We start from the raw sequence: 19672 nt of genomic DNA on the forward strand, positions 1-19672 counted from the left end.
CGTGCAATCGGTGAAAACCCTGCTGCTGCAGACGCTTCAGGAATTAACGTAACTCTTTACAAATACATTCACGTTCTTGCAGGCGGTTTTTTGTGCGGAATGGGCGGCGCATATCTTTCGCTTTCGTTTGTCGGTCAGTGGCAGGAAAATATTACAGCAGGTGCCGGCTGGATTTCAGTCGCTTTTGTAATTTTCTGTACATGGAGCCCTTTAAAGGCGATTTTATGTGCATGGGCTTTCGGTGCTTTAAGCTCACTTGCATTAAAGTGTCAGAGTGTTCCTTTCTTTGGACATATCATTCCAGGTCAGCTTCTGGATATGATTCCTTACATTGCAACTGTTGTCGTTCTTGTTCTGATGGGACTTCACTTTAAAAAAGAAAACCAGGGACCTCAATCCCTGGGAATAAGCTTCTTTAGAGAAGAGCGATAAAAGTTCTTAAAAATTATCTGTCATGCAGTACAAACATCTTAATTCCTTCCGTCGGGAACTTTTCTTTTAAGTAATCTACGACGGTGGTAATTGCCTGCTCTTTGTCGTCGTCACAGTAAGCAATAAGAATTACGTTTGTTTCAGGCCAGGTGGAAGTGCCGAGTTTGTAACTTTCACCTCCACGGCCATGTGCAAGCGGCACAATCGAGTACAAAAAGCCGGGAACAGCCGCTTCAAGGTTGTTTATAAGCAAGTCCTGCATGGACTGGTTAGCAAAAATTTCTACACGAATCATTTTTCACCTCCGTTTGCACCTGCTGCAAGTGCGCCAAGCCGTTTTGTAAGCTCGTCATCCATTACAAACTTCTTGTTTTTGTCGTGTTTCTGGTTAAAGAGTGAATAAATAACCGGAATAATGAACAGCGTTACAAGAGTGCTCGAGGTAAGACCGCCGATTACACAAAGACCAATCGGCTGAGTCATACTTGAGTTTGCATCTCCGAAGAATGCCATTGGAACCATGCCGAGCAGAGTAGAAAGCGTTGTCATTAAAACCGGGCGGAGTCGGCTTGCACCGGCTGTCTCACAGGCTTCTAAGAGCGGCACGCCACGGCGAACAAGCAGGTTTGTCTGGTCAACTAAGATAATGCCGTTATTTACAACAATACCAATCAGCATAACAACACCAATCATAGAAACCATGCTGAATGAACTTCCTGTTAAAAGGTGAATTAAAACCGCCCCTACAATTAAGAACGGAAGGGTAAACAGGTTAATGAACGGCTCTTTAAAGCTTTCGTAAGTTCCTGCCATAACACCGAATACAAGGATAATCGCAAGAATAATAATCAGCACGAACACTTTCATCATATCCATTGTGTTGCCCCAAGCACCGTCATAGGTAATGCTGATTCCATCCGGGATAATCATGTCATCGCTTACGAGCTGCTTAATCTGGTTTTCTACATCGCCTGCACTTGCACTGCCGGAAATGCCTGCAGTTAAGTGCACGGTGCGCAGTTTGTTTTCGCGGCTGATTGAAACAGGGCCTGTTCCGCGCACAACCTCTGCAAAGTTTGCCACGCTGTAACGGCCGTTTGTGCCTTCAACATAAATTTTTTCCAAATCAGGAATGTCTTCGCGGTCACGGTCTTCAAGCAGAAGCACAACATCGTATTCATCGCCGTTTGCGCGGTAGGTTGTTGCTGTTTTTCCGTTTATTGAGTAGTTGATTTCGTTTGCAATCGTACTTACAGAAATGCCGAAGCTTGATGCGCGGTCACGGTCAATCTTTACTTCTACCTGAGGAAGTCCGTCTTCGAGGTCGATTTCAGGCTCTACAATTTCAGGAATTTTATCGGTCATGAGGCCTTCAAGTTCTTTTGCCGTTGCAAGAATTGCATCCAGGTCTGAGCCTTTGAATACAACGTCAATATCGTCACCGCTCATCTGCTGCATACGCCCCTGGTCAAAAGTGAATGTCGCTGTCGGGAAGTCTGCAAAGTGACGGCGGAGTTTTGCCTTAACGGTGTCGGCATTATCAATCTGCTTGGAAGCATCAGGCAGATACACAGAGATTGAGCCTTTATAAGAAGTGTCCGATGAACCGAATCCGCTTCCAGTTCCGGCAGAAACAACGATTGTTTCGTAGCCCTTAATTTCGTTTTTAATAATGTCGTAGAACTGGTCAAGTACGTTCTGTGTTTCAGAAAGTTTTGTTCCAAGCGGAAGCTCTACATTTAAGCCTACCGAAGTATCGTGGAATGTAGACATAAACGAAATGCGAAGCTGTCCGAAAAGCAGGATTGATGCAGCAAGCACCGTAAATGCTACAAGCACGGTTGTAAAGCGGTGGCGCAGAACAAAGTGAAGACCTTTTTTGTACTGGAAAGTAAGCCAGTCAATTGCGTCGGCTGCAAGCTTGTCGCCTTTTGCAAGCAGCGGGCTTTTAATCGGTCGCTCTTTGCGGTTATCAACCTTTAAGAATACACCTGCAAGTACCGGAACAAGGAACATTGCAACAAAAAGCGAAGACAGAAGCGCGATGATGATTACGACCATAAGACTTGTAAAAAGTTCGCCCATCATGTCCAGCTGGCTTTTGTAAACAAAGAACGGAATAAATACACAGATTGTCGTAAGGTTTCCCGAAACAACCGAAGCCATAACTTCCTGAGTTCCGATTGCGGCTGCCGTTACAGCACTGGTGCCTCGCTGGCGGTATACGTAAATATTTTCAAGAACAACGACAGATGCGTCTACAACCATACCAATACCCAGAATAAGACCTGTCATGGTAATCATGTTGAGCGTAATGCCTGTAAAGACCATTGCCAGAATGGTAATAACAATACTGAACGGAATTGAAATTGCCATAATGACTGTTGATTTTCCGCTTCGCAAAAAAAGGAACAGAATTGCAATGGTAAGCACAAAGCCTTCGAGAATTGAAGTAATGAGCGACTTTAATGTATCGCGTACACTTGTTGAGCTATCGGAAATAATGACAAGTGAAACGCCTTCCGGAAGCACTTTTTCAATTTCAGCAATTTTTTTGTAGACGGCGTTTGCAACGTTTACGGTATTTGAACCGCTCTGTTTTTTAAGACTGATGTACACACCTGACTGACCGTTGATAAAAACTTCGCTTGTTTTGTCTTCGTAGCCCATAAAAGCATTGCCGACATCAGAAAGCTTAATATTGTAGCCGTTTTTTGTTCCGACTACTGTGTTGTTTATTTCGTCGATTGAAGCAAATTCACCGGTAGTGCGCACCATGTATTTTCTGGTACCTTCAGAAACTGAACCGCCGCCAAGCTCAATATTCTGGCTTGCAAGTGTTGTTGCAATGCCCGAAAGAGTAAGCTCGTAAGCATCCAGACGGTTCTGACTCAGCTCAATGCGCACAATCTGCTCGCGGCCGCCGGAAACAGAAGCCTGGCTGATTCCCGCAGTCTGCTCAAGCATATCGCTTACCGTGTCGTCTGCAATTTTACGCAAAGCATCCGCACTTCTGTTACCGACAAGAGAAAGGGTCATAATCGGCATGGCATCCGAGCTGAACTTAAAAATCTGCGGTGTGTCACAATCGTCAGGAAGGCTTCCCTTAACCTGATCGAGTTTATCGCGGATATCGTTTACAGCCTGGTCAATATCGGTGCCGTAATTAAACTGCAGCATAATAAGTGATGAACCTTCGCTGGAAGTTGAAGTAAGTTCATCGAGGTTGCTTACGCTGGTAAGACCGTTTTCAAGGATTTCTGTAACAGATTTTTCGACCGATTCCGGGCCTGCGTTGCTGTACGTTGTAGAAACCATGGCGACAGGCATATCCATGTCCGGCATAAGGTCAATCTGTACATTTCCGAGTGTAAAAAGTGCCACAATTGCAATGAGCGCAAAGGCACAGAGTGTTAAAACCGGGTGTTCAAGCACCTTTTTTGAGATACTCATCTGTTTACCTCCGCATTAATTTGACTGTGAAGCAGCGGCTTTCTCCGCACTGTTTGAAGAGCCGACTTCTTTTACCTTAACGCCGTCAGCAAGAACCTGCATGCCGCTTACAACAATACGCTCACCTTCATTTAAGCCTTCTGTGACTTCTGCAACCCCGTCAACAGTTGCCCCTGTGGTAATATTGCGCTGGCTTACAGTACCGCTGGATTCGTCGTATACATACACATACTGCTGGCCGCTTTTTGACTGAATACAGTCTGTCGGAACGGTAATTACATTTTCGTGCAGTACGGTATTCAAATGGATTTTTACGTACATGCCGGCGTTAATGCGGCTGTCGTCTGTATCAAAAATCAGGTACACCTGCTTGGTGCGGCTTGTTTCGTCTACAACAGGCGAAATCCTAAAAATGTGCGCAGGAAAGTCTATACCTTTGTCTTTGTAAGCTTCAAGGCCGACGCGGGCAGTAAGGCCGTTTTTAAGAACAGAAATTTTACTTTCAGGGATTTTGCACTCAACCTGAAGCTTTTCAATATTTCCAATGGTAGCAATTTCTGTTGATGTAGAAACAGTTGTTCCCGTTGTAAGGGGAAGGGAAGTAATATAGCCTGCAATAGGCGCATAAACAGGGCTTGCTGAGTAGTAGCTTCCCGGTGAAGATGGGTCTACTTCTGCAATGAGCTGACCTTTTTTAACGTAAGTGCCGAGCGTTACCGGAACGCGGGTAAGTTTTCCGCCGATGTCTGGATAGACAGAAATGGTGTTTTCTGCCTTTACGGTACCGTTTAAACGCAGGTATTCCTGTAAATCACTTCGCACAAGCTTCTGGGTTTTTACAGTATAGACAGTCTCTTCCATTGGCGGCATCTGCATTTTGCGTTTCGGAAGATTTGCAAGCACTACCAGTACGGCTACTGCTGCAAGAATCATTAAAATCTTTTTCTTAGTAAGTTTCATCGTCATACTCCTTGTATTTTATTCTGCCTTTCCGGCAGTTTCTGTCGTGTTAAAAAGCGTTCCCGACGGGAGCGAAAGTGTATTTTCCAGATCGAGTACATTGCTGATAAGCGTATACTGCTCTTCGCGAAGCTGAAGTTCTGCCGTCTGCAGTGTATCGAGCGCACTCTGCAGTGTAAGCAGATCTTTTGTTCCGCGGCTGTAAGCATCTTCTGTCATTTCGTAAGAACGCTTTGCAAGCTGAACATTCATTTTGCGTGCTTCAAGCGTTTTCTGAGAAAGCTCAATATCCTTAAGTTTTTCAATTACCTCTGTGCGCACGGTCTTTTTCTTATCTTCAAGCTGAAGCTTATATGTTTTTATGGTATCATCAAGTTCTGCAACACTGTCGCATGCGCTTGAGCCTGGAAGCCAGCTGTCGAGTGGAAGGGAAAGTCCGAGTGAAACACTCCAGTTCGGTGTTTTTGTTTCGGTTCCGCTGATTTTTTCGTTCTGATAATTAAAAGGATAAGCGCTTGCACTTGCATTAAGGGTAGGGAAGTAAAGCCCTGCTGCTGTTGAAGTGCGGCTGTATTCAGCAGTGCGGATTTTGTCTTCAAGGGCACGCACTTCGCTGGATTTTTCTACACATGTGTTTACAATTTCGTGTGAATCAAGAATCTGCGCTTTTTCTGCATAATCAAGCGAGCCTGAAAGTTCAACTTCCAGCTCCGGGCTGAACTCAACACCAATTGTGTTAAGGAAAGAAACAAGTGAGTTCTGGTAAGTGTTTTCTGCACTGTCTACGTCCGGCTTTGCAGTCTCTAAGTTTACCTGTGCTTGAAGAAGGTCAAGCTCGCTTGCAACGCCGCGTTTAGCCTTTGCGCTTGTCTGGTCGTACTGTCTCTGATAGCTTTCAAGTGTGGTTTTTGCGGATTCAACCTTTTCTTTTAAGTACAGAAGATTGTAGAACGACTGGCGCACGGCAGTTTCTGTAGCACGGAGTGTATCTTCGTAGGTCGCTTTTCCGGCTTCGTATTCTGATTTGAGCGATTTGATTTTACTTGCAAGTCCTAAATTAAGAGAAAGACTTGCCGTAATGCCTGCCTGAAGACCGAGCGTGTCTGTATCAGCATCTTCTGTAACACGGCTTTCGCTTCCTGTTGCCGCAACACTGATTGAAGGCAGCACATTATTCCATGAATGAGCATATTCGCGGCGCACCTGTTCGGTTGTAATTGCCTGTGTTTTTACGTCAATGTGATTTTTAAGAGCATACTCAACAGATGAATCTGCGGTAAGAACAAGTTTTGTTTTTTCGTTTTGAACTGTTTCTGAAAAGAGTGTAGCGGTGATAAGAAAAAAAAGTCCCGCAATTAAACAGCGTTTCATACAGCCTCCTGATTTTAGAATCTCTTTAATTATAAAGCATATTCTTTTTAAGTTAGCTACATTAATTTTTTGTTATCACTGAAAAATTGCGGGATAATAATAAAAAATTAGTAATTATTTTTCTTTACTTCAAAGAAGCTCTGCGGGTGTGCACATACAGGACATGCTGCAGGAGCTTTTTTACCGACCACGATGTGACCGCAGTTTGCACACTGCCAGATTACATCTCCGTCTTTACTGAAGACTTTTTCGCCTGTGACATTGTCCAAAAGTTTGCGATAGCGCTCTTCGTGCTCTTTTTCGATTGCACCTACCATTTCAAATAATTTTGCAATGCGCGGAAATCCTTCGTCGCGTGCTGTTTTTGCAAAACTGTCGTACATATCGGTCCATTCAAAATTTTCGCCGTCAGCAGCATCTTTAAGATTTTCGGCAGTTGAAGGAACTTCGCCGCCATGAAGAAGTTTGAACCAGATTTTTGCATGCTCTTTTTCGTTTTTAGCTGTTTCTTCGAAAATATCTGCAATCTGTTCAAATCCGTCTTTTCTGGCTTTACTTGCATAATAAGTGTATTTGTTTCTTGCCTGAGATTCTCCGGCAAAAGCTGCCTGAAGATTTTTTTCTGTCTGTGTTCCTTTAATGTTTTCCATTTTAGTACCTCCGGAAAATTTATTATTTTTCTGACACATCAATCAGAGTTGTAACTGGAACCGGTGAAAGTTTTTCTGAATAGTTAAGCTCGGGAATTCCTATAACGCCGAAAAATTCTGCAACTTTAGCTCCACCCTGTTCAATTAAATCTTTACTGGCTGTAAGAGTGCCGCCTGTTGCAATCAAATCGTCGATTATAAGGTAAGATTTACCTTTTTCAATGTCGGCTTTATGAGCTTCGATTGTGGCTTCTCCGTATTCAAGTGAATAACTTGCAGTGTAAACTTCACCAGGGAGCTTGCCTTTTTTGCGGATTAAAACAAGCGGAATACCAAGTTTTTCTGCCAGAGGAGCGGCAAATAAAAACCCCCGTGACTCTACAGCTGCAATTGCGTCAATTTTTTTTGACGAGTAAAGTTCTGCCATGCGGTTTATTGTGTGTTTAAATGCAGGCGGATTTGTCAAAATACTTGTGACATCAAAAAAAAGAATTCCTTTTTTTGGAAAATCCGGAACTCTGCGGATTGCTTTATCTAAGATTTCATCATAGTTTTTTGTAGTCATAGTGGTTATTCTAACTGTTTATTTAACGGCTGTCTATCTAAAAAAAAATCTGAAAAAATTCGGAAAAATAATCATATTGTGTTATACTTGTTCAGATATGCGGCGTTTTTTTATTCCTGTTTTATTTTTATTATTAATTTTCTCAGCCTATTCTGAAAACTTTCAAAAAAGAAATGTAAGAATACCTGTATATGATTATGACGCTTTGTATGATAAACATGGAAATGACAATAACTCTTCCTACATATCCGAATTTCTGGAAAATATAAACCGGTATTCTGACTTTACTTTCGAATATGTAAAAGTTGATCGAAGCCAGCTTACAAAAGCTTTAAAAAGCGGTCTTATCGATATGATTCCTTTCTGCGGGCGTGATGCTGACAGTTCAGGTTCACTGCTCTTTTCTGATATTCCATGTGCAATAGGTTCAACAGTTTTTGCTTCAAACAGAATGCCTGATATGGAAAATCTTAAAATCGGCCTTTTAAATCATGCGCCTGAAAGCCTTCGTGAAAAAGTCTTTTTTTATGTAAAAAACCAGGGAATTAATGCCACATATTTTTATTATGATTCTTCTGAGCAGCTTATTTCAGACATTTACAATGGTAAAATCGATGTTTTTACAACCATAGATTTTACCATTCCTTCCGATTTTTTTGTAATTGCAACCATCGAAACAACTTTTTTCTATCTTGCTGTCAGTAATTCAAATCCTGAACTTTTCTATGAATTCAATTCAGCACTTTCAACCTTATTTCTCTTAAACCCTTCATTTCTTTCAACATTAAGGGCCCGTTACATTCCTTCTGCCCGCTATTCAATCAACAAACTCAGTCCGCGTGAGCAGACTTATGTCAGAAATAACAAAAATATGAAAGTTGCGGTTGTTATGAATGAACCGCCATACTGCTTCCTTTCAAACGGGGAATTCCGCGGCATTATTATTGACCTGATTGACGCTCTTGCAAAATCTGCCGGTATTACAGTCACTTATGTTCCTGCTTATTCTTATCTTGAGGCAATGAATCTTGTGAAGTGGGGAGAAGCTGACATTATTTACAATATAAATGAGCTTATTTTAAAATCTGATCTTGCTTCCATAAAGCCTACAAGTCCTCTGCTTTCACAAAAATTTATTTTTGTATCAAATTCTTCATTAAAAAAAGACGAGAGTGTTTATTTTGTAGAAATCCGTGGAATTCAGTATTCAAAAGAATTTATTGATTCTCATTTTAAAGTAACTGACAAAATCTCAGTAGATACTGCTGAAGAATGTTTTGCAAAAATCGAAAAAAATGACAATTATATAAGTCTTATTCCTCTGCCACAACTTGAATACTATCTTCAGAATCATCTTTTTACAAATCTAAAAATGATTAACGAAGGATATTCTGCTTCTGTTTCATTAGGAATTTCCAGAAGACTTGGAAGTGAAATGGCCGGTGTTCTTGATAAGGCAATTTATACTTTAACAACTTCAATGTTTGAATCCTTCATGGAACGGAACATGGACAGCAATATGACTGTCGGTGCATTTATCAAAAAGCACCTGGTTTCTTTCTGTATCATCTGTGCTGCTTTCATTCTTGTTCTTGCAAGTGCTGTTTTCCTGTTTGTGATTTTTGAAACCCGACGCCGTAAAGATAATCAGATAAAACAGGCCATGAACCTTGCAAACCGTGATTCAATGACAGGTCTTTTTAATCACATTGCATTCGAAAAAAAAGTCACGGGAATTTTAATGCACCAGGAAGAAAATGAAACCGGTGTTTTTGTAATGATTGATATAGATGATTTTAAAAAAGTCAACGATACACTTGGACACGCAAAAGGAGACTATGTAATTGTTTCTGTAGCAAATCTTCTTCTTTCAACTTTCCGCGGCGGAGATTTAAAAGGCAGAATGGGCGGGGACGAATTTGCAGTTTTTATGCGTAATGTTTCTGATCTTAGTGCTGTAGAACGAAAAATGAAATTTCTGCAGGATTCAATAAAAACATATTTTGAAGAAAGTGAGCTTCCGGTAAAAGTGACCTGCTCTATTGGAATCAGCTGGTGTAAAGGAAAGCAGAATGAAAACGCTTTTAAAGAAATTTACAACGCAGCTGATCAGGGCTTGTATCAGGTCAAAAAGAACGGAAAAAATGCCTTTGTAATTGTTGAAGCTAGTTCTTTACAGTCCTGATTGAACCCATTTTAAGCCGCTGTTCACGGGTATGAGCAAGCATTTCTTTTAAACTTTCTGAATCTTCTTCAGTGATATATTTTTTGAAACGTTCCAGCTGTTTTTCAAAATTTTCGATATGTGAAACCAGTTTTTCTTTGTTTGAAATAAAAAGTTCAGTCCAAAGCGGCGCATTAATCATTGCAATTCTGGTTAAATCTTCAAAAGAACCACCGCCGAATGCAGTAATTTCAGGATCTTCCGCACTTTCTACCAGTGCACTGGCAATAACATGGCAGAGCTGACTTGTAAAGCCTATTTTCCAGTCATGAATATCGCAGGTAGTTTCTGTGATTCTTGTAAATCCCATTTCTGCAACAAGATTGCGCATAAAATCAAGATTTTCTGCCTTATTGAAACTTGACGGACAGAGAATGTAGTTGTGATTTACGAAAAATCTGGCATCGGAATTTGAATAACCTTCTTTTTCTCCGCCTGCCATAGGATGTCCGATAATAAAATCTACATCTTCTCTTAATAAGGCCGGCATGGATTTTTCAAAAATGCCTTTTACACCTGAAATATCAGTTATGATTGAACCTGATTTAAAATTATTTCTGTGTTCTTTTATAAAATCGAGTGTTGCATGCGGATAAAGGCAGATAAAAACAACATCACACAAAGGAAGCATTTGAGCTACACAGTCTGAAGTAAATGTCTGGTCAGCAACACCTTCAGAAAGAGCCTGAGAAAGACATGCCGTACTTCTGTTACAGACAAGAATTTTTCCTGCTGCTCCTGACTGACTCAAAATATTCTGCCGGATTGATTTTGCGAATGAACCGCCCATAATTCCAAGACCGACAATTCCGTATGTTGCATTTTTTAATTCCATGTTAACATTCTATCAGATTTTTTTTTGATGGAAAAGATAAATAAAAAATTGAGTTATATGCTATCATTATTTATAATAGTAGTGATTCAGAGTGTAATCGGATATCTAAACAAATGGAGAATATTATGGAATTTGATTCAAAAAAGGCAGTAATTGTGCCTGAAGGTGTATTTATTATTGGTACTTATGATGAAAATGGGGTTCCTAATGCAATGAATGCTGCATGGGGAATTCAGTCTGACTTTGGTGAGATTTCACTCTTTCTGGCTCAGCACAAAACAACTGAAAATCTCAAAAAAACAGGTGCTTTTACAGTTGCATTTGCTACAAAAAACACCGTGCAGATTTCAGATTATTTTGGAGTAGAAAGCGGCAAAGATGTAAATAAAATCGAAAAGGCCGGAGTTCATGTTCATAAGAGCGCTCATGTAAATGCTCCGATTATCGAAGAATACCCGCTTGTGCTTGAATGTGAAGTTACTGAATGGGATGAAAAACGCGAGCAGCTCAGAGGTAAAATTGTTGCTCAGCAGGCTGATGAATCAATTTTAACTGACGGCAAAATTGACCTTGGTAAACTTCAGCCGATTATGTACGATGCATCTTTTCATGTGTATCGTGTAATCGGTGAAGTTGTCGGTAAGGCTTTTAGTGACGGTCTTTCGATAAAAAACAAATAATTTTTTATAATCCGGCAGAGCTTTTTATAACTCTGCCTTTTTTTTACAAACTTCTTCCTTCAACAGCGGCATATTTTGAAAGCACTTTCATTAAATCGTCAAACTGTGCCGGAGTAAGGCTCTGCTCACCGTCGCACAGTGCTTTTTCTGGATTGTTGTGCACTTCGATAATAAGGCCGTCTGCTCCGACAGCAACTGCTGCCTTTGCCAGTGTCGGTACCATCCAGCGGATTCCGCAGGCGTGGCTCGGGTCTATAATTACTGGAAGGTGAGTTTCTTTTTTAAGGTATGGAACAATGCTTAAATCAAGACAGTTGCGGGTGTAGCTGTCGAAGGTACGGATTCCGCGTTCGCACAGAATTACGTTTTCGTTTCCGCTTGCCATAATGTATTCCGCACTCATCAGAAATTCTTTTACGGTTGCAGAAAGACCACGTTTTAAGAGAACCGGATTTTTGAGTTTTCCGACTTCTTTGAGCAGGTCGAAGTTCTGCATATTGCGTGCTCCAATCTGAATAATGTCTACATCTTCAAAAAGGGGAATCTGATTGATTGCCATGAGCTCTGTTACGATTGGAAGACCTGTTTCCTTTCTTGCAATTTTTAGAAGTTCAAGGCCGTCAGCTCCAAGTCCCTGGAACGAGTAGGGAGAAGTGCGAGGCTTAAAAGCTCCTCCGCGTAAAAATCTTGCTCCGCTCGCCTTAACGGCTTTTGCAACTTCTATAATCTGTTCTTCTGTTTCGACTGAACACGGGCCTGCCATGATTGAAACTGTTTTTCCGTCTCCGATATTGGCTCCGAGGCTTGAGTCAGAATCTGATTTTACAGAAACTACAGTGTCTTTTGGATGGAAAGATCTGCTTGCCTGTTTGTACGGAGCTTTGACCCTTTGTGCACTTTCGACAATATCGTTTGCAAGAAGTTCTTCGGGAGTAATGCGGCTGGTGTCTCCGATAAGGCCTAAGATTGTAACGTCTTTTCCTTTTGATTCATGAATTTCAAGACCTTTTGACTTTAAGCCCGATTTGAGTTCGTCAATTTTCTGTTTTGGCGCGTTGTTTTTTAATACAATAATCATTTATTTCTCCTTTTGGCATAAAAAAAGGACTTCCTTTATGGAAGTCCTTGAAATTGCCTTATTAATTTCGCAACTTTACGCATTTAAATTCTGCGTTTGACTTCCACTGCGGACACGAGAAAAATAAAAGTAGCCATAATAAGAATAAGCCTTCATAAAGTTGAAGCTCTGGCTAGAGAAGAATTTTTCTGTCGCATAAGAAGTGTTGCGATTCATGGCTTCAATATAATTTTTTGCATAATACTTGTCAAGCATTATTTTTACAGAATATTACAAAAAAAATTTGATAAATTAAAAATGTATGATAAAATAAGAAAAGTCTAAAAATTATCTGAGGAAAATATAAAATGGCTCTTAAAAAACAGCAATCCGTTTCTAGATTTATCAGTGTTGTTCTTGCACTTGGAATTATTCTTTTTTCGCTAATAATTTTTCTTGTTGTAAAAAATCAGCTTAACAACGGACTTGTTGATTTTTTTCATCAGCAGACAGTAAGTCAGGCTGAAGTTTTCCGTGATAAAATTACTGAAAAAATCAGTGAAACAGAAAATATTGCAAATTCACTTTCACATATGTATTCAACTGCAGAAGCTCACACTGGAGTTGACCGCGCTATAATTAATGATTTCTGTTCAAATGCAATTAACAATCTTGGTGTAGAATCTGTTGTTTTTTTTGACAGAAACGGAAATCAAATCTCTTCAACTGATTACGGAAAGTTTTCAAAAATCGATATGGTTAATTCAGCTCTTTCAGGGTATGAATATGGTAATGTTGTGAAAAACGGTGAATATATTTATGCAATTTATGCAGCAAGCCTTAAACAGGGAAGTGAAATTACCGGAGCTGTTATTGTAAAATCTAACATCAGTACAAAAGATTTTGTTGATGAATTAAGTAAAGCTTTAGACAGTAATGTTACCATTTTTGATAATGACAGACGTGTAGTTACAAGTATTCTTGGTATGGACAACACTGTAATTGCTGATGACTCAGTGATAAAGCGTGCAGAGCAGGGGCAGGATTCGACTGTAATTAATACAATCGGCGAAGTTAAAACCATTTCATATTATTTCCCCCTTTTTGATATAGAAAATAATTTTGTAACAACTCTCTATATTGGTAAGCCGCTTGCAGTTGCAAATATTGTTGCTTCAAAAATATTTAAGCCACTTATTGCAATCATTGTTATATGTACAGTCTTGATTCTTGCTGCTTTTATTTCCATTATATCAATAAGAATAATCCGGCCACTTACTTTAGTTGTAAAGGCTGTAAAAAATCTTTCTTCAGGAAATGGGGATCTTACCTACAGACTTCCAATTAAGGGAAATGATGAATTTGCCACACTGGCACTTAATGTTAATAACTTTATTCAGATGCTGGAAGATATTGTCATAAAAATTAAAAATGGCGCACAACAGGTACTTGGTGAAAGTGAACAGATAAGCCAGGCCAGTCAGGGAATTTCAAGCGGTGCTGCAAGTCAGGCTGCTTCCACAGAAGAAATGTCTGCAAGCCTCGAAGAAATGGCAGCTAATATTCAGCAGACAGCTGAAAATGCCCGTAAAACCGGTGAAATTGCTGAAAAAAATTCTTCAGAAAGCTATGAAGGCGGTGAACTTGTTTCAAAATCACTCGATGCTGTCCGTGAAATTTCCGAAAAAATTAACATCATTGAAGATATTGCTTCCCAAACCAATATGCTTGCCCTCAATGCCGCAATTGAAGCAGCCCGTGCAGGTGATGCCGGAAAAGGATTTGCCGTTGTTGCAGGAGAAGTCAGGAAACTTGCAGAACGTTCTCAGAGTGCTGCCGGTGAAATAATCGAGCTTGCAACAAAAACCCTTGCTCATGCAGAAGAAGCTGGTAATAAAATCGGCGGGGTTATTCCTGATATTCAGCGTACTACAGAGCTTATTGAAGATATTTCTGCAGCCTGCAATGAACAGAATACCGGAGCTCAGCAGGTAAGTTCGGCAGTCCGCCAGCTGGATGCCGTTGTTCAGCAGAATGCAGGAGCTTCAGAAGAACTTGCTGCCATGTCAGAAGAATTGAGTGCAAATGCAAAAGAGCTTGTTTCAACAATAAGCGTATTTAAAACCGAATAATTTTTTCAGTTTTTGACTATTTCAATTAAAATGTTATATCTGCTGGCAGCTTTTTTGTAATCTGTCAGCAGTTTTTTTTGGCTTTTGAACCTTGCAAGAATCTGCTTAAGTGGCATTTTATCTCTTTTTTTTGCACGCATTAGTCTTTTTAGAAAATTTGCCTTTACAAAAAGAATTTTTTCGCATTTTGAAAGAAGTTCCGGCGTTTTATAAAGCACGGTCGCATTCAAAATCACGGTTTTATCGGAATTTTCTTCGATAAACTTGTTCGTAAGTTCGACAATTTTCGGATAAACGATACTTTCATGTTTTGAAAGTAGTTCAGAAGAAGAAAAAACAATCTGCCCCAAAGCACGCCTGTTTAAAGAGCCGTCTTCATATAAAAGCGAAATCCTGCATTTTTCCGCTTCATCACCAAAAGCCGCTACAATCTGTGGCGTGCAGAGCGAAATCGCCTCGTGCGCAACCTTATCCAAATCGAGTGAAACAAAGCCTTCTTTTTCCAGAAGCGAGCAGACATAATTCTTTCCCGCCGCCATTTGGCCAGTAACGCAGATTATCAATGGAATTTTCCCCAGTTTTTGTCACATTCAATCGAAACACGAAGCGGCACATTCAGGCGGACTGCATGCTCCATTTTGTCACGAATCAGCGCGATTGTGTCCGAAATGGCATTTTCATCGTCCGGGCACTCAAAAATCAGCTCGTCGTGAACCTGAAGCAGAAGTTTTGCCTGGTTTTTCGTTGATTTGAGAGCCTCGCACACATCAATCATCGCTTTTTTAACGATATCGGCGGCACTTCCCTGAATCGGCGAGTTTTTTGCCACTCGCACTGCCCCTTCTTTTTCCATTTTGTTGCGACTGTTGATTGCTGAAATCTTTCTGCGGCGGTCAAAAATCGTCTTGATATAGCCGGTTTCTTCTGCGTGACGCACATTTTCATCAAAGAAATTTTTTACGCCCGAGTAAACTGCAAAATAATTGTCGATAAAATCCTTTGCCTGACCTCTGCCAATTCCCAAATCTTTTGCAAGTGAAAAAGCGCCCATTCCGTACATGAGACCAAAATTGAGTGTTTTTGCGTTCCGCCTCATTTCGGCTGTGACACTTTCCATCGGAACTCCGTAAATAAGGCTTGCCGTAGACTTGTGAACGTCGACTTCATTATTGAAAGCCTCGCAAAGATTTTTGTCGCCCGACAAATGCGCAAGGACGACAAGCTCAATCTGCGCGTAGTCTGCCGAAATCAAAACTTTGCCGTTTTCTGCCGTGAAAGCCGTTCGGATTCTGCGGCCTTCTTCGCTTCGAACGGGAATATTCTGCAAATTCGGGTCTTTTGAAGAAAGACGGCCTGTCGCTGTTCCTGTCTGCATGAAAGTCGTGTGAACCCGTCCGTTTTCATCTGCCTGCTCCGGAAGAGTTTCGACATAAGTTGAAAGAAGCTTTGATTTTCCCCTGTATTCAAGGATTTTTGCCGGGAGCGGGTCAAGCTCTGACAGTTCTTCAAGAACGCTCGTGTCGGTTGAGTAGCCTGTCTTTGTTTTTTTGCCGACCGGAAGTTTTTTCTCCTCAAAAAGAACAGTGCCAAGCTGTTTTGGAGAAGCAATGTTGAATTCGTGACCAGCAAGAGTATAAATCTCTTTTTCAATTTTGGAAAGCTGGACTTTTAATTCAACTGCGTAATCGTTCAGATAGCGTGAATCGACATGAATTCCGTTTGATTCCATAAGAGCAAGAATCGGAAGAACTTTCATTTCCATATTCCAGAAAAGTTCGCTCAAAATTTCTTCATTCAGCCGTTTTTCAAAGACATTCCAAAGCTGGAGTGTAAAGTCAGAATCTTCGCTTGAATAACTAGCTGCCTCTTCAAGCGGAACGTCCGCAAAAGTCTTTCCTTTCGGAACTATTTCTTCAAATTCAGTTCCCTTAAGATGCAGGTGCGTTTCCGAAAGATACTCAAGCGAGTAAGCCGATTTTCCGCTTCTGTCAGGCTCTAAAAGCCATGCTGCAATCATCGTATCGGCGATTTTCGCAACAGCGTCGTCATTGCGAGCCGCAGGCGAAGCAATCTGCTCCATTACGGGAGAAATCCAGTCCTCAATCTTTAAAAAGCCCTGACTTTCCAGCACTTTGAGGTCAAATTTTGCGTTGTGAAGAATAATCGTGCATTTCGGGCTGTAAAAAAGCTTTCTGATTTGCTCCACCGCTTCCTTTTTTTGAATGCCGGTTGCTTCTGAAAATAAATCACCGCCTGTGGCAATCGGAACATAAACTCCGCTTCCTTTTTTGTACGAAAGTGAAAATCCGAGTAAGTTTGCGTGCGCCGTGTCGAGAGAATCAGTTTCCGTATCAAAAGCAAAAACCGGTTTTTCCGCGCTGAGCATTTCTTCTATATATTTGGAAAGTTCTGCAGAATTTGTAATCGCCTTGTAATCACCGTGATTTTTCACTGGCACGATAGCCCCACCGTCACCCTGAGCCGAAGGCGAAGCAATCTCATTCGCAGAGAGAGAAGACTGCTTCGCTGCTGGTGGCTCTGATGAAACAGCAAAAAGCCCGCCCAAATCGGAATCAGACTCTCCGCTTCCCTGCGCTTCATTTCTGTAATCACGCGCAATCGCTCTGATTTCAAGGGCTGCCATTTTATCTGCCGCGGCCGCATAATTCAGTGTTGTCGTGCAGCACGAAGAAACATCACATAAATCAGGAACTTCTGTGCAGAGAGTAATCAGTTTTTTTGAAAAAAAGGCATTGTCTTTGTCGGCACGGATTTTTTCGCCAATCGCACCTTTAATTTCTGACGCATGCTCATAGATTCCTTCAAGAGTTCCGTATTCTGCGAGCAGTTTTACCGCAGTTTTCTGACCGACTCCCTTAACGCCAGGAACATTATCTGCAGCATCACCCATAAGAGAAAGCAAATCGAGCAGTTTTGAAGCAGGAACTCCCCAGTCTTTTTCAACACCCGCTTCATCTAATCCTGCCCAGATTTGAGTTTTATCCGGCTTCATACAGTGAATGTGACTGTTCGTAAGCTGCTGTAAGTCTTTGTCTGCGCTCAAAATTACGCAGTTTCTGCCTTCCGCCTCACATTTTTTGGCAAGGGTGGCAATTACATCGTCGGCCTCAAAACCGTCCCGTCGAATCACTTGGATTCCAAGCGTTTCAAGAATATCTTCAATCCACGGAATTTGAGCATGCAAATCTTCAGGTGTTTTCGGGCGTGTCGCCTTATACTCGGCATACATTTCGTGTCTGAAAGTCGCCGTCTTTGAGTCCATCGCCGCCACAAGATATTTCGGTGAATAAGTTTTTAAAATCGTAAGCAGATTTCTGAAAAAACCGAAGACCGCAGAAACATTTTCGCCCTTAGAATTAGTCAAAGGCCGTGAAATAAAAGCAAAGTACTCGCGGTAAATCAGTCCGTAAGAATCCAAAACAAAAAGCGTGTTCTCGTTGATAAAATTACTCATTATTCTATTATATATTTTTCTTTCTTTCATTGCGACAGAAAATTTTATATGTTATATTTTTTTTAGTGCAGGAAAGTATTTTTGGTCTGCACGAGGGGGAAAAATGTATTTTATTGATTCAGATTTTTTTTATTGGGGAATTGGAATTTTAGCAGCTTTTATTCTGATTCTGTTTTTTGTTGGTTATACAAAAGCCCCGCCTGATGTTGCAAAAATTATTTCGGGTGTAAGAAAAATCCCACGGGTTCTTGCAGGACGGGCTGGTTGGCGCATACCTTTTCTTGAGCGTGTAGATGAAATATATCTTGGACAGATTTCCGTTGATATTAAAACAGATACTTTTATTCCGACTCAGGATTTTATTAATGTAAAAGTTGATGCTATTGCAAAAGTCCGTGTAAAAGGTGATCCGGATGGAATTCAGCTTGCTGCAAAAAACTTTCTTAACAAAACTCCGGAAGCCATCGCGGTTGAACTTGAAGATTCCTTACAGGGAAATATGCGTGAAATTATCGGTACTCTTGATCTTAAGACTATTAATACTGACCGCGATAAGTTTTCCGATCAGGTAATGGTTAAGGCTGCCCGTGACATGGAAGCTCTTGGAATTGAAATTCTTTCATGTAATATTCAGAATGTAATTGATGAACATGGCCTGATTAATGATATGGGTATGGATAACACGTCCATGATAAAAAAGAACGCTGCAATTGCTAAAGCAACCGCGGAAAAAGAAATTGCAATTGCTCAGGCCGAAGCTGATAAAGCTGCAAATGAAGCCCGTGTCGCGGCTGATGCAGAAATTGCCGAAAAGCAAAATGAACTTGCAATTAAAAAGGCAAATCTTAAAAAAGAATCAGATACAGCTAATGCTATTGCAGATGCTGCTTATGAGATTCAGAAACAGGAACAGGAAAAAACAATTCAGACAGCAACAGTTAATGCACAAATTGCAAAAGCAGAACGGGAAGCTGACTTGAAAAGCAAAGAAGTTTCAATCCGTGAGCAGGAACTTCAGGCTACAATGAATAAAGTTGCTGATGCTGAAAAATACAAGGCAGAAAAAAACGCCGAAGCAGAACTTATTAAGCGGCAGAAAAATGCAGAGGCGGATAAGTATGAGCAGGAACAGAAGGCTTCTGCTCAAATGAAACTTGCTGATGCTCAGAAATACTCTGCTGAACAGGAAGCTGCCGCTGTAAAAGCAAAATCAGAAGCTGAAGCTGCCGGAATTGCTGCAAAACTTAGGGCCGAAGCAGAGGGTATTGCTGCTAAAGGAAAAGCGGAAGCTGAAGCTATCAAGGCAAAAGGTGAAGCTGAAGCTCTTGCTATGGACAAAAAAGCTGAAGCATATAAGAAATATAATGGTGCTGCAATGGCCGAAATGATGATTAAAATTATGCCGCAGATGGCAGCTGAAATAGCTAAACCGCTTGGACAAATAGATAAGATTAATATTTATGGTACGGCCGGTGAAAAAGAAAACGGAATCTCTCAGGTTTCAAGTTCTATGCCGGTAATTATGAAACAGGTTTTTGATACTATGAGTGAAGCGACAGGAGTTGATTTTACCGAAATCATGAAAGCTAATACTTATGATGCTAAAGTTACCAAAAATATTAATTTAAATGGCTCTACTGTTGAAGTTAAAACTGAGAAACTAAAAAAAGCTTCACAAAATTCCGTTGATCCTGAATAATGTTTAGAAAAAGCTGTATCCGAAAAGATACGGCTTTTTTTCGAAAAAAAATAAAAAAAAATCAAAAAAAAAGAAAATAAGTGTTGACAGAAAAATATTGGTGTGATATATTCATTCTCACCCGCTGACAACCGGTCAG

At 40.7% G+C, this 19672-nt stretch carries 15 protein-coding genes; 5 read left to right on the top strand and 10 right to left on the bottom strand.

Annotation, left to right across the window (positions count from 1 at the left end):
• Nucleotides 1-432 (top strand): ABC transporter permease (locus ACKI5B_RS12800; RefSeq protein WP_407429379.1); only part of this gene is annotated, 432 nt, incomplete at its 5' end.
• 13 nt (nt 433-445) lie between these two features.
• On the opposite strand, the gene ACKI5B_RS12805 is transcribed toward ACKI5B_RS12800, so the two are convergent.
• From ACKI5B_RS12805 to ACKI5B_RS12830, 6 genes are all read right to left on the bottom strand, one after another.
• Entirely contained in the window at nt 446-727 is a 282-nt protein-coding gene (locus ACKI5B_RS12805; protein WP_407429381.1) for a PG0541 family transporter-associated protein, read from the bottom strand.
• On the bottom strand, nt 724-3885 hold the full coding sequence (locus ACKI5B_RS12810; protein WP_407429383.1) for an efflux RND transporter permease subunit: 3162 nt from the start codon (nt 3883-3885) through the stop codon (nt 724-726). Before ACKI5B_RS12810 ends, ACKI5B_RS12805 begins: the two co-directional genes overlap by 4 nt.
• A 15-nt stretch (nt 3886-3900) precedes the next feature.
• Nucleotides 3901-4845 carry an efflux RND transporter periplasmic adaptor subunit gene (locus ACKI5B_RS12815; RefSeq protein ID WP_407429385.1) on the bottom strand — a complete coding sequence of 315 codons (945 nt, stop codon included), beginning with the start codon at nt 4843-4845 and terminating at the stop codon, nt 3901-3903.
• 18 nt (nt 4846-4863) lie between these two features.
• Nucleotides 4864-6216: a TolC family protein gene (locus ACKI5B_RS12820; RefSeq protein WP_407429387.1), complete on the bottom strand. Its 1353-nt coding sequence runs from the start codon at nt 6214-6216 to the stop codon at nt 4864-4866.
• A gap of 107 nt (nt 6217-6323) precedes the next feature.
• Nucleotides 6324-6866 (bottom strand): rubrerythrin, encoded by a 543-nt coding sequence (rbr, locus tag ACKI5B_RS12825; RefSeq protein WP_407429389.1) that lies wholly within the window; start codon nt 6864-6866, stop codon nt 6324-6326.
• Between the two features lie 22 nt (nt 6867-6888).
• Nucleotides 6889-7431 (bottom strand): adenine phosphoribosyltransferase, encoded by a 543-nt coding sequence (locus tag ACKI5B_RS12830; protein ID WP_407429391.1) that lies wholly within the window; start codon nt 7429-7431, stop codon nt 6889-6891.
• A 205-nt stretch (nt 7432-7636) separates the two neighbouring features.
• Here ACKI5B_RS12830 and ACKI5B_RS12835 point away from each other — a divergent pair, with 205 nt between their 5' ends.
• Nucleotides 7637-9616 (top strand): transporter substrate-binding domain-containing diguanylate cyclase, encoded by a 1980-nt coding sequence (locus tag ACKI5B_RS12835; RefSeq protein ID WP_407429393.1) that lies wholly within the window; start codon nt 7637-7639, stop codon nt 9614-9616.
• On the opposite strand, the gene ACKI5B_RS12840 is transcribed toward ACKI5B_RS12835, so the two are convergent.
• Nucleotides 9597-10490: a prephenate dehydrogenase gene (locus ACKI5B_RS12840; RefSeq protein ID WP_407429395.1), complete on the bottom strand. Its 894-nt coding sequence runs from the start codon at nt 10488-10490 to the stop codon at nt 9597-9599. The genes ACKI5B_RS12835 and ACKI5B_RS12840 overlap by 20 nt on opposite strands.
• A gap of 125 nt (nt 10491-10615) precedes the next feature.
• Between ACKI5B_RS12840 and ACKI5B_RS12845 the strand changes: the two genes are divergently transcribed.
• Nucleotides 10616-11170 (top strand): flavin reductase family protein, encoded by a 555-nt coding sequence (locus ACKI5B_RS12845; protein ID WP_407429397.1) that lies wholly within the window; start codon nt 10616-10618, stop codon nt 11168-11170.
• A gap of 43 nt (nt 11171-11213) precedes the next feature.
• Here the strand turns inward: ACKI5B_RS12845 and aroF are convergent, their stop codons facing one another.
• A complete protein-coding gene (aroF, locus tag ACKI5B_RS12850) occupies nt 11214-12248 on the bottom strand; it encodes a 3-deoxy-7-phosphoheptulonate synthase (RefSeq protein WP_407429399.1) in 1035 nt (344 codons plus the stop codon).
• A gap of 347 nt (nt 12249-12595) precedes the next feature.
• Here aroF and ACKI5B_RS12855 point away from each other — a divergent pair, with 347 nt between their 5' ends.
• Nucleotides 12596-14359 (top strand): methyl-accepting chemotaxis protein, encoded by a 1764-nt coding sequence (locus ACKI5B_RS12855; protein ID WP_407429401.1) that lies wholly within the window; start codon nt 12596-12598, stop codon nt 14357-14359.
• A 5-nt stretch (nt 14360-14364) separates the two neighbouring features.
• Here the strand turns inward: ACKI5B_RS12855 and coaE are convergent, their stop codons facing one another.
• Nucleotides 14365-14922, bottom strand: coding sequence for a dephospho-CoA kinase (coaE, locus tag ACKI5B_RS12860; RefSeq protein WP_407429403.1), 558 nt, complete (start codon nt 14920-14922; stop codon nt 14365-14367).
• Nucleotides 14919-17834 (bottom strand): DNA polymerase I, encoded by a 2916-nt coding sequence (gene polA, locus ACKI5B_RS12865; RefSeq protein ID WP_407429405.1) that lies wholly within the window; start codon nt 17832-17834, stop codon nt 14919-14921. The genes coaE and polA overlap by 4 nt, the downstream gene beginning before the upstream one ends.
• Before the next feature lie 103 nt (nt 17835-17937).
• Between polA and ACKI5B_RS12870 the strand changes: the two genes are divergently transcribed.
• Nucleotides 17938-19533 carry a flotillin family protein gene (locus tag ACKI5B_RS12870; protein WP_407429407.1) on the top strand — a complete coding sequence of 532 codons (1596 nt, stop codon included), beginning with the start codon at nt 17938-17940 and terminating at the stop codon, nt 19531-19533.
• Nucleotides 19534-19672 lie beyond the last annotated feature (139 nt).

The sequence above is a fragment of the Treponema sp. genome, assembly GCF_045657965.1.
In the GTDB taxonomy this organism is placed as follows: Bacteria; Spirochaetota; Spirochaetia; order Treponematales; family Treponemataceae; genus Treponema_D.

Coding starts and splice junctions, on each gene's coding strand:
- ACKI5B_RS12805 (WP_407429381.1), bottom strand. CDS start 727: ATGATTCGTGTAGAAATTTTTGCTAACCAGTCCATGCAGGACTTGCTT.
- ACKI5B_RS12810 (WP_407429383.1), bottom strand. CDS start 3,885: ATGAGTATCTCAAAAAAGGTGCTTGAACACCCGGTTTTAACACTCTGT.
- ACKI5B_RS12815 (WP_407429385.1), bottom strand. CDS start 4,845: ATGAAACTTACTAAGAAAAAGATTTTAATGATTCTTGCAGCAGTAGCC.
- ACKI5B_RS12820 (WP_407429387.1), bottom strand. CDS start 6,216: ATGAAACGCTGTTTAATTGCGGGACTTTTTTTTCTTATCACCGCTACA.
- rbr (WP_407429389.1), bottom strand. CDS start 6,866: ATGGAAAACATTAAAGGAACACAGACAGAAAAAAATCTTCAGGCAGCT.
- ACKI5B_RS12830 (WP_407429391.1), bottom strand. CDS start 7,431: ATGACTACAAAAAACTATGATGAAATCTTAGATAAAGCAATCCGCAGA.
- ACKI5B_RS12840 (WP_407429395.1), bottom strand. CDS start 10,490: ATGGAATTAAAAAATGCAACATACGGAATTGTCGGTCTTGGAATTATG.
- ACKI5B_RS12845 (WP_407429397.1), top strand. CDS start 10,616: ATGGAATTTGATTCAAAAAAGGCAGTAATTGTGCCTGAAGGTGTATTT.
- aroF (WP_407429399.1), bottom strand. CDS start 12,248: ATGATTATTGTATTAAAAAACAACGCGCCAAAACAGAAAATTGACGAA.
- ACKI5B_RS12855 (WP_407429401.1), top strand. CDS start 12,596: ATGGCTCTTAAAAAACAGCAATCCGTTTCTAGATTTATCAGTGTTGTT.
- polA (WP_407429405.1), bottom strand. CDS start 17,834: ATGAGTAATTTTATCAACGAGAACACGCTTTTTGTTTTGGATTCTTAC.
- ACKI5B_RS12870 (WP_407429407.1), top strand. CDS start 17,938: ATGTATTTTATTGATTCAGATTTTTTTTATTGGGGAATTGGAATTTTA.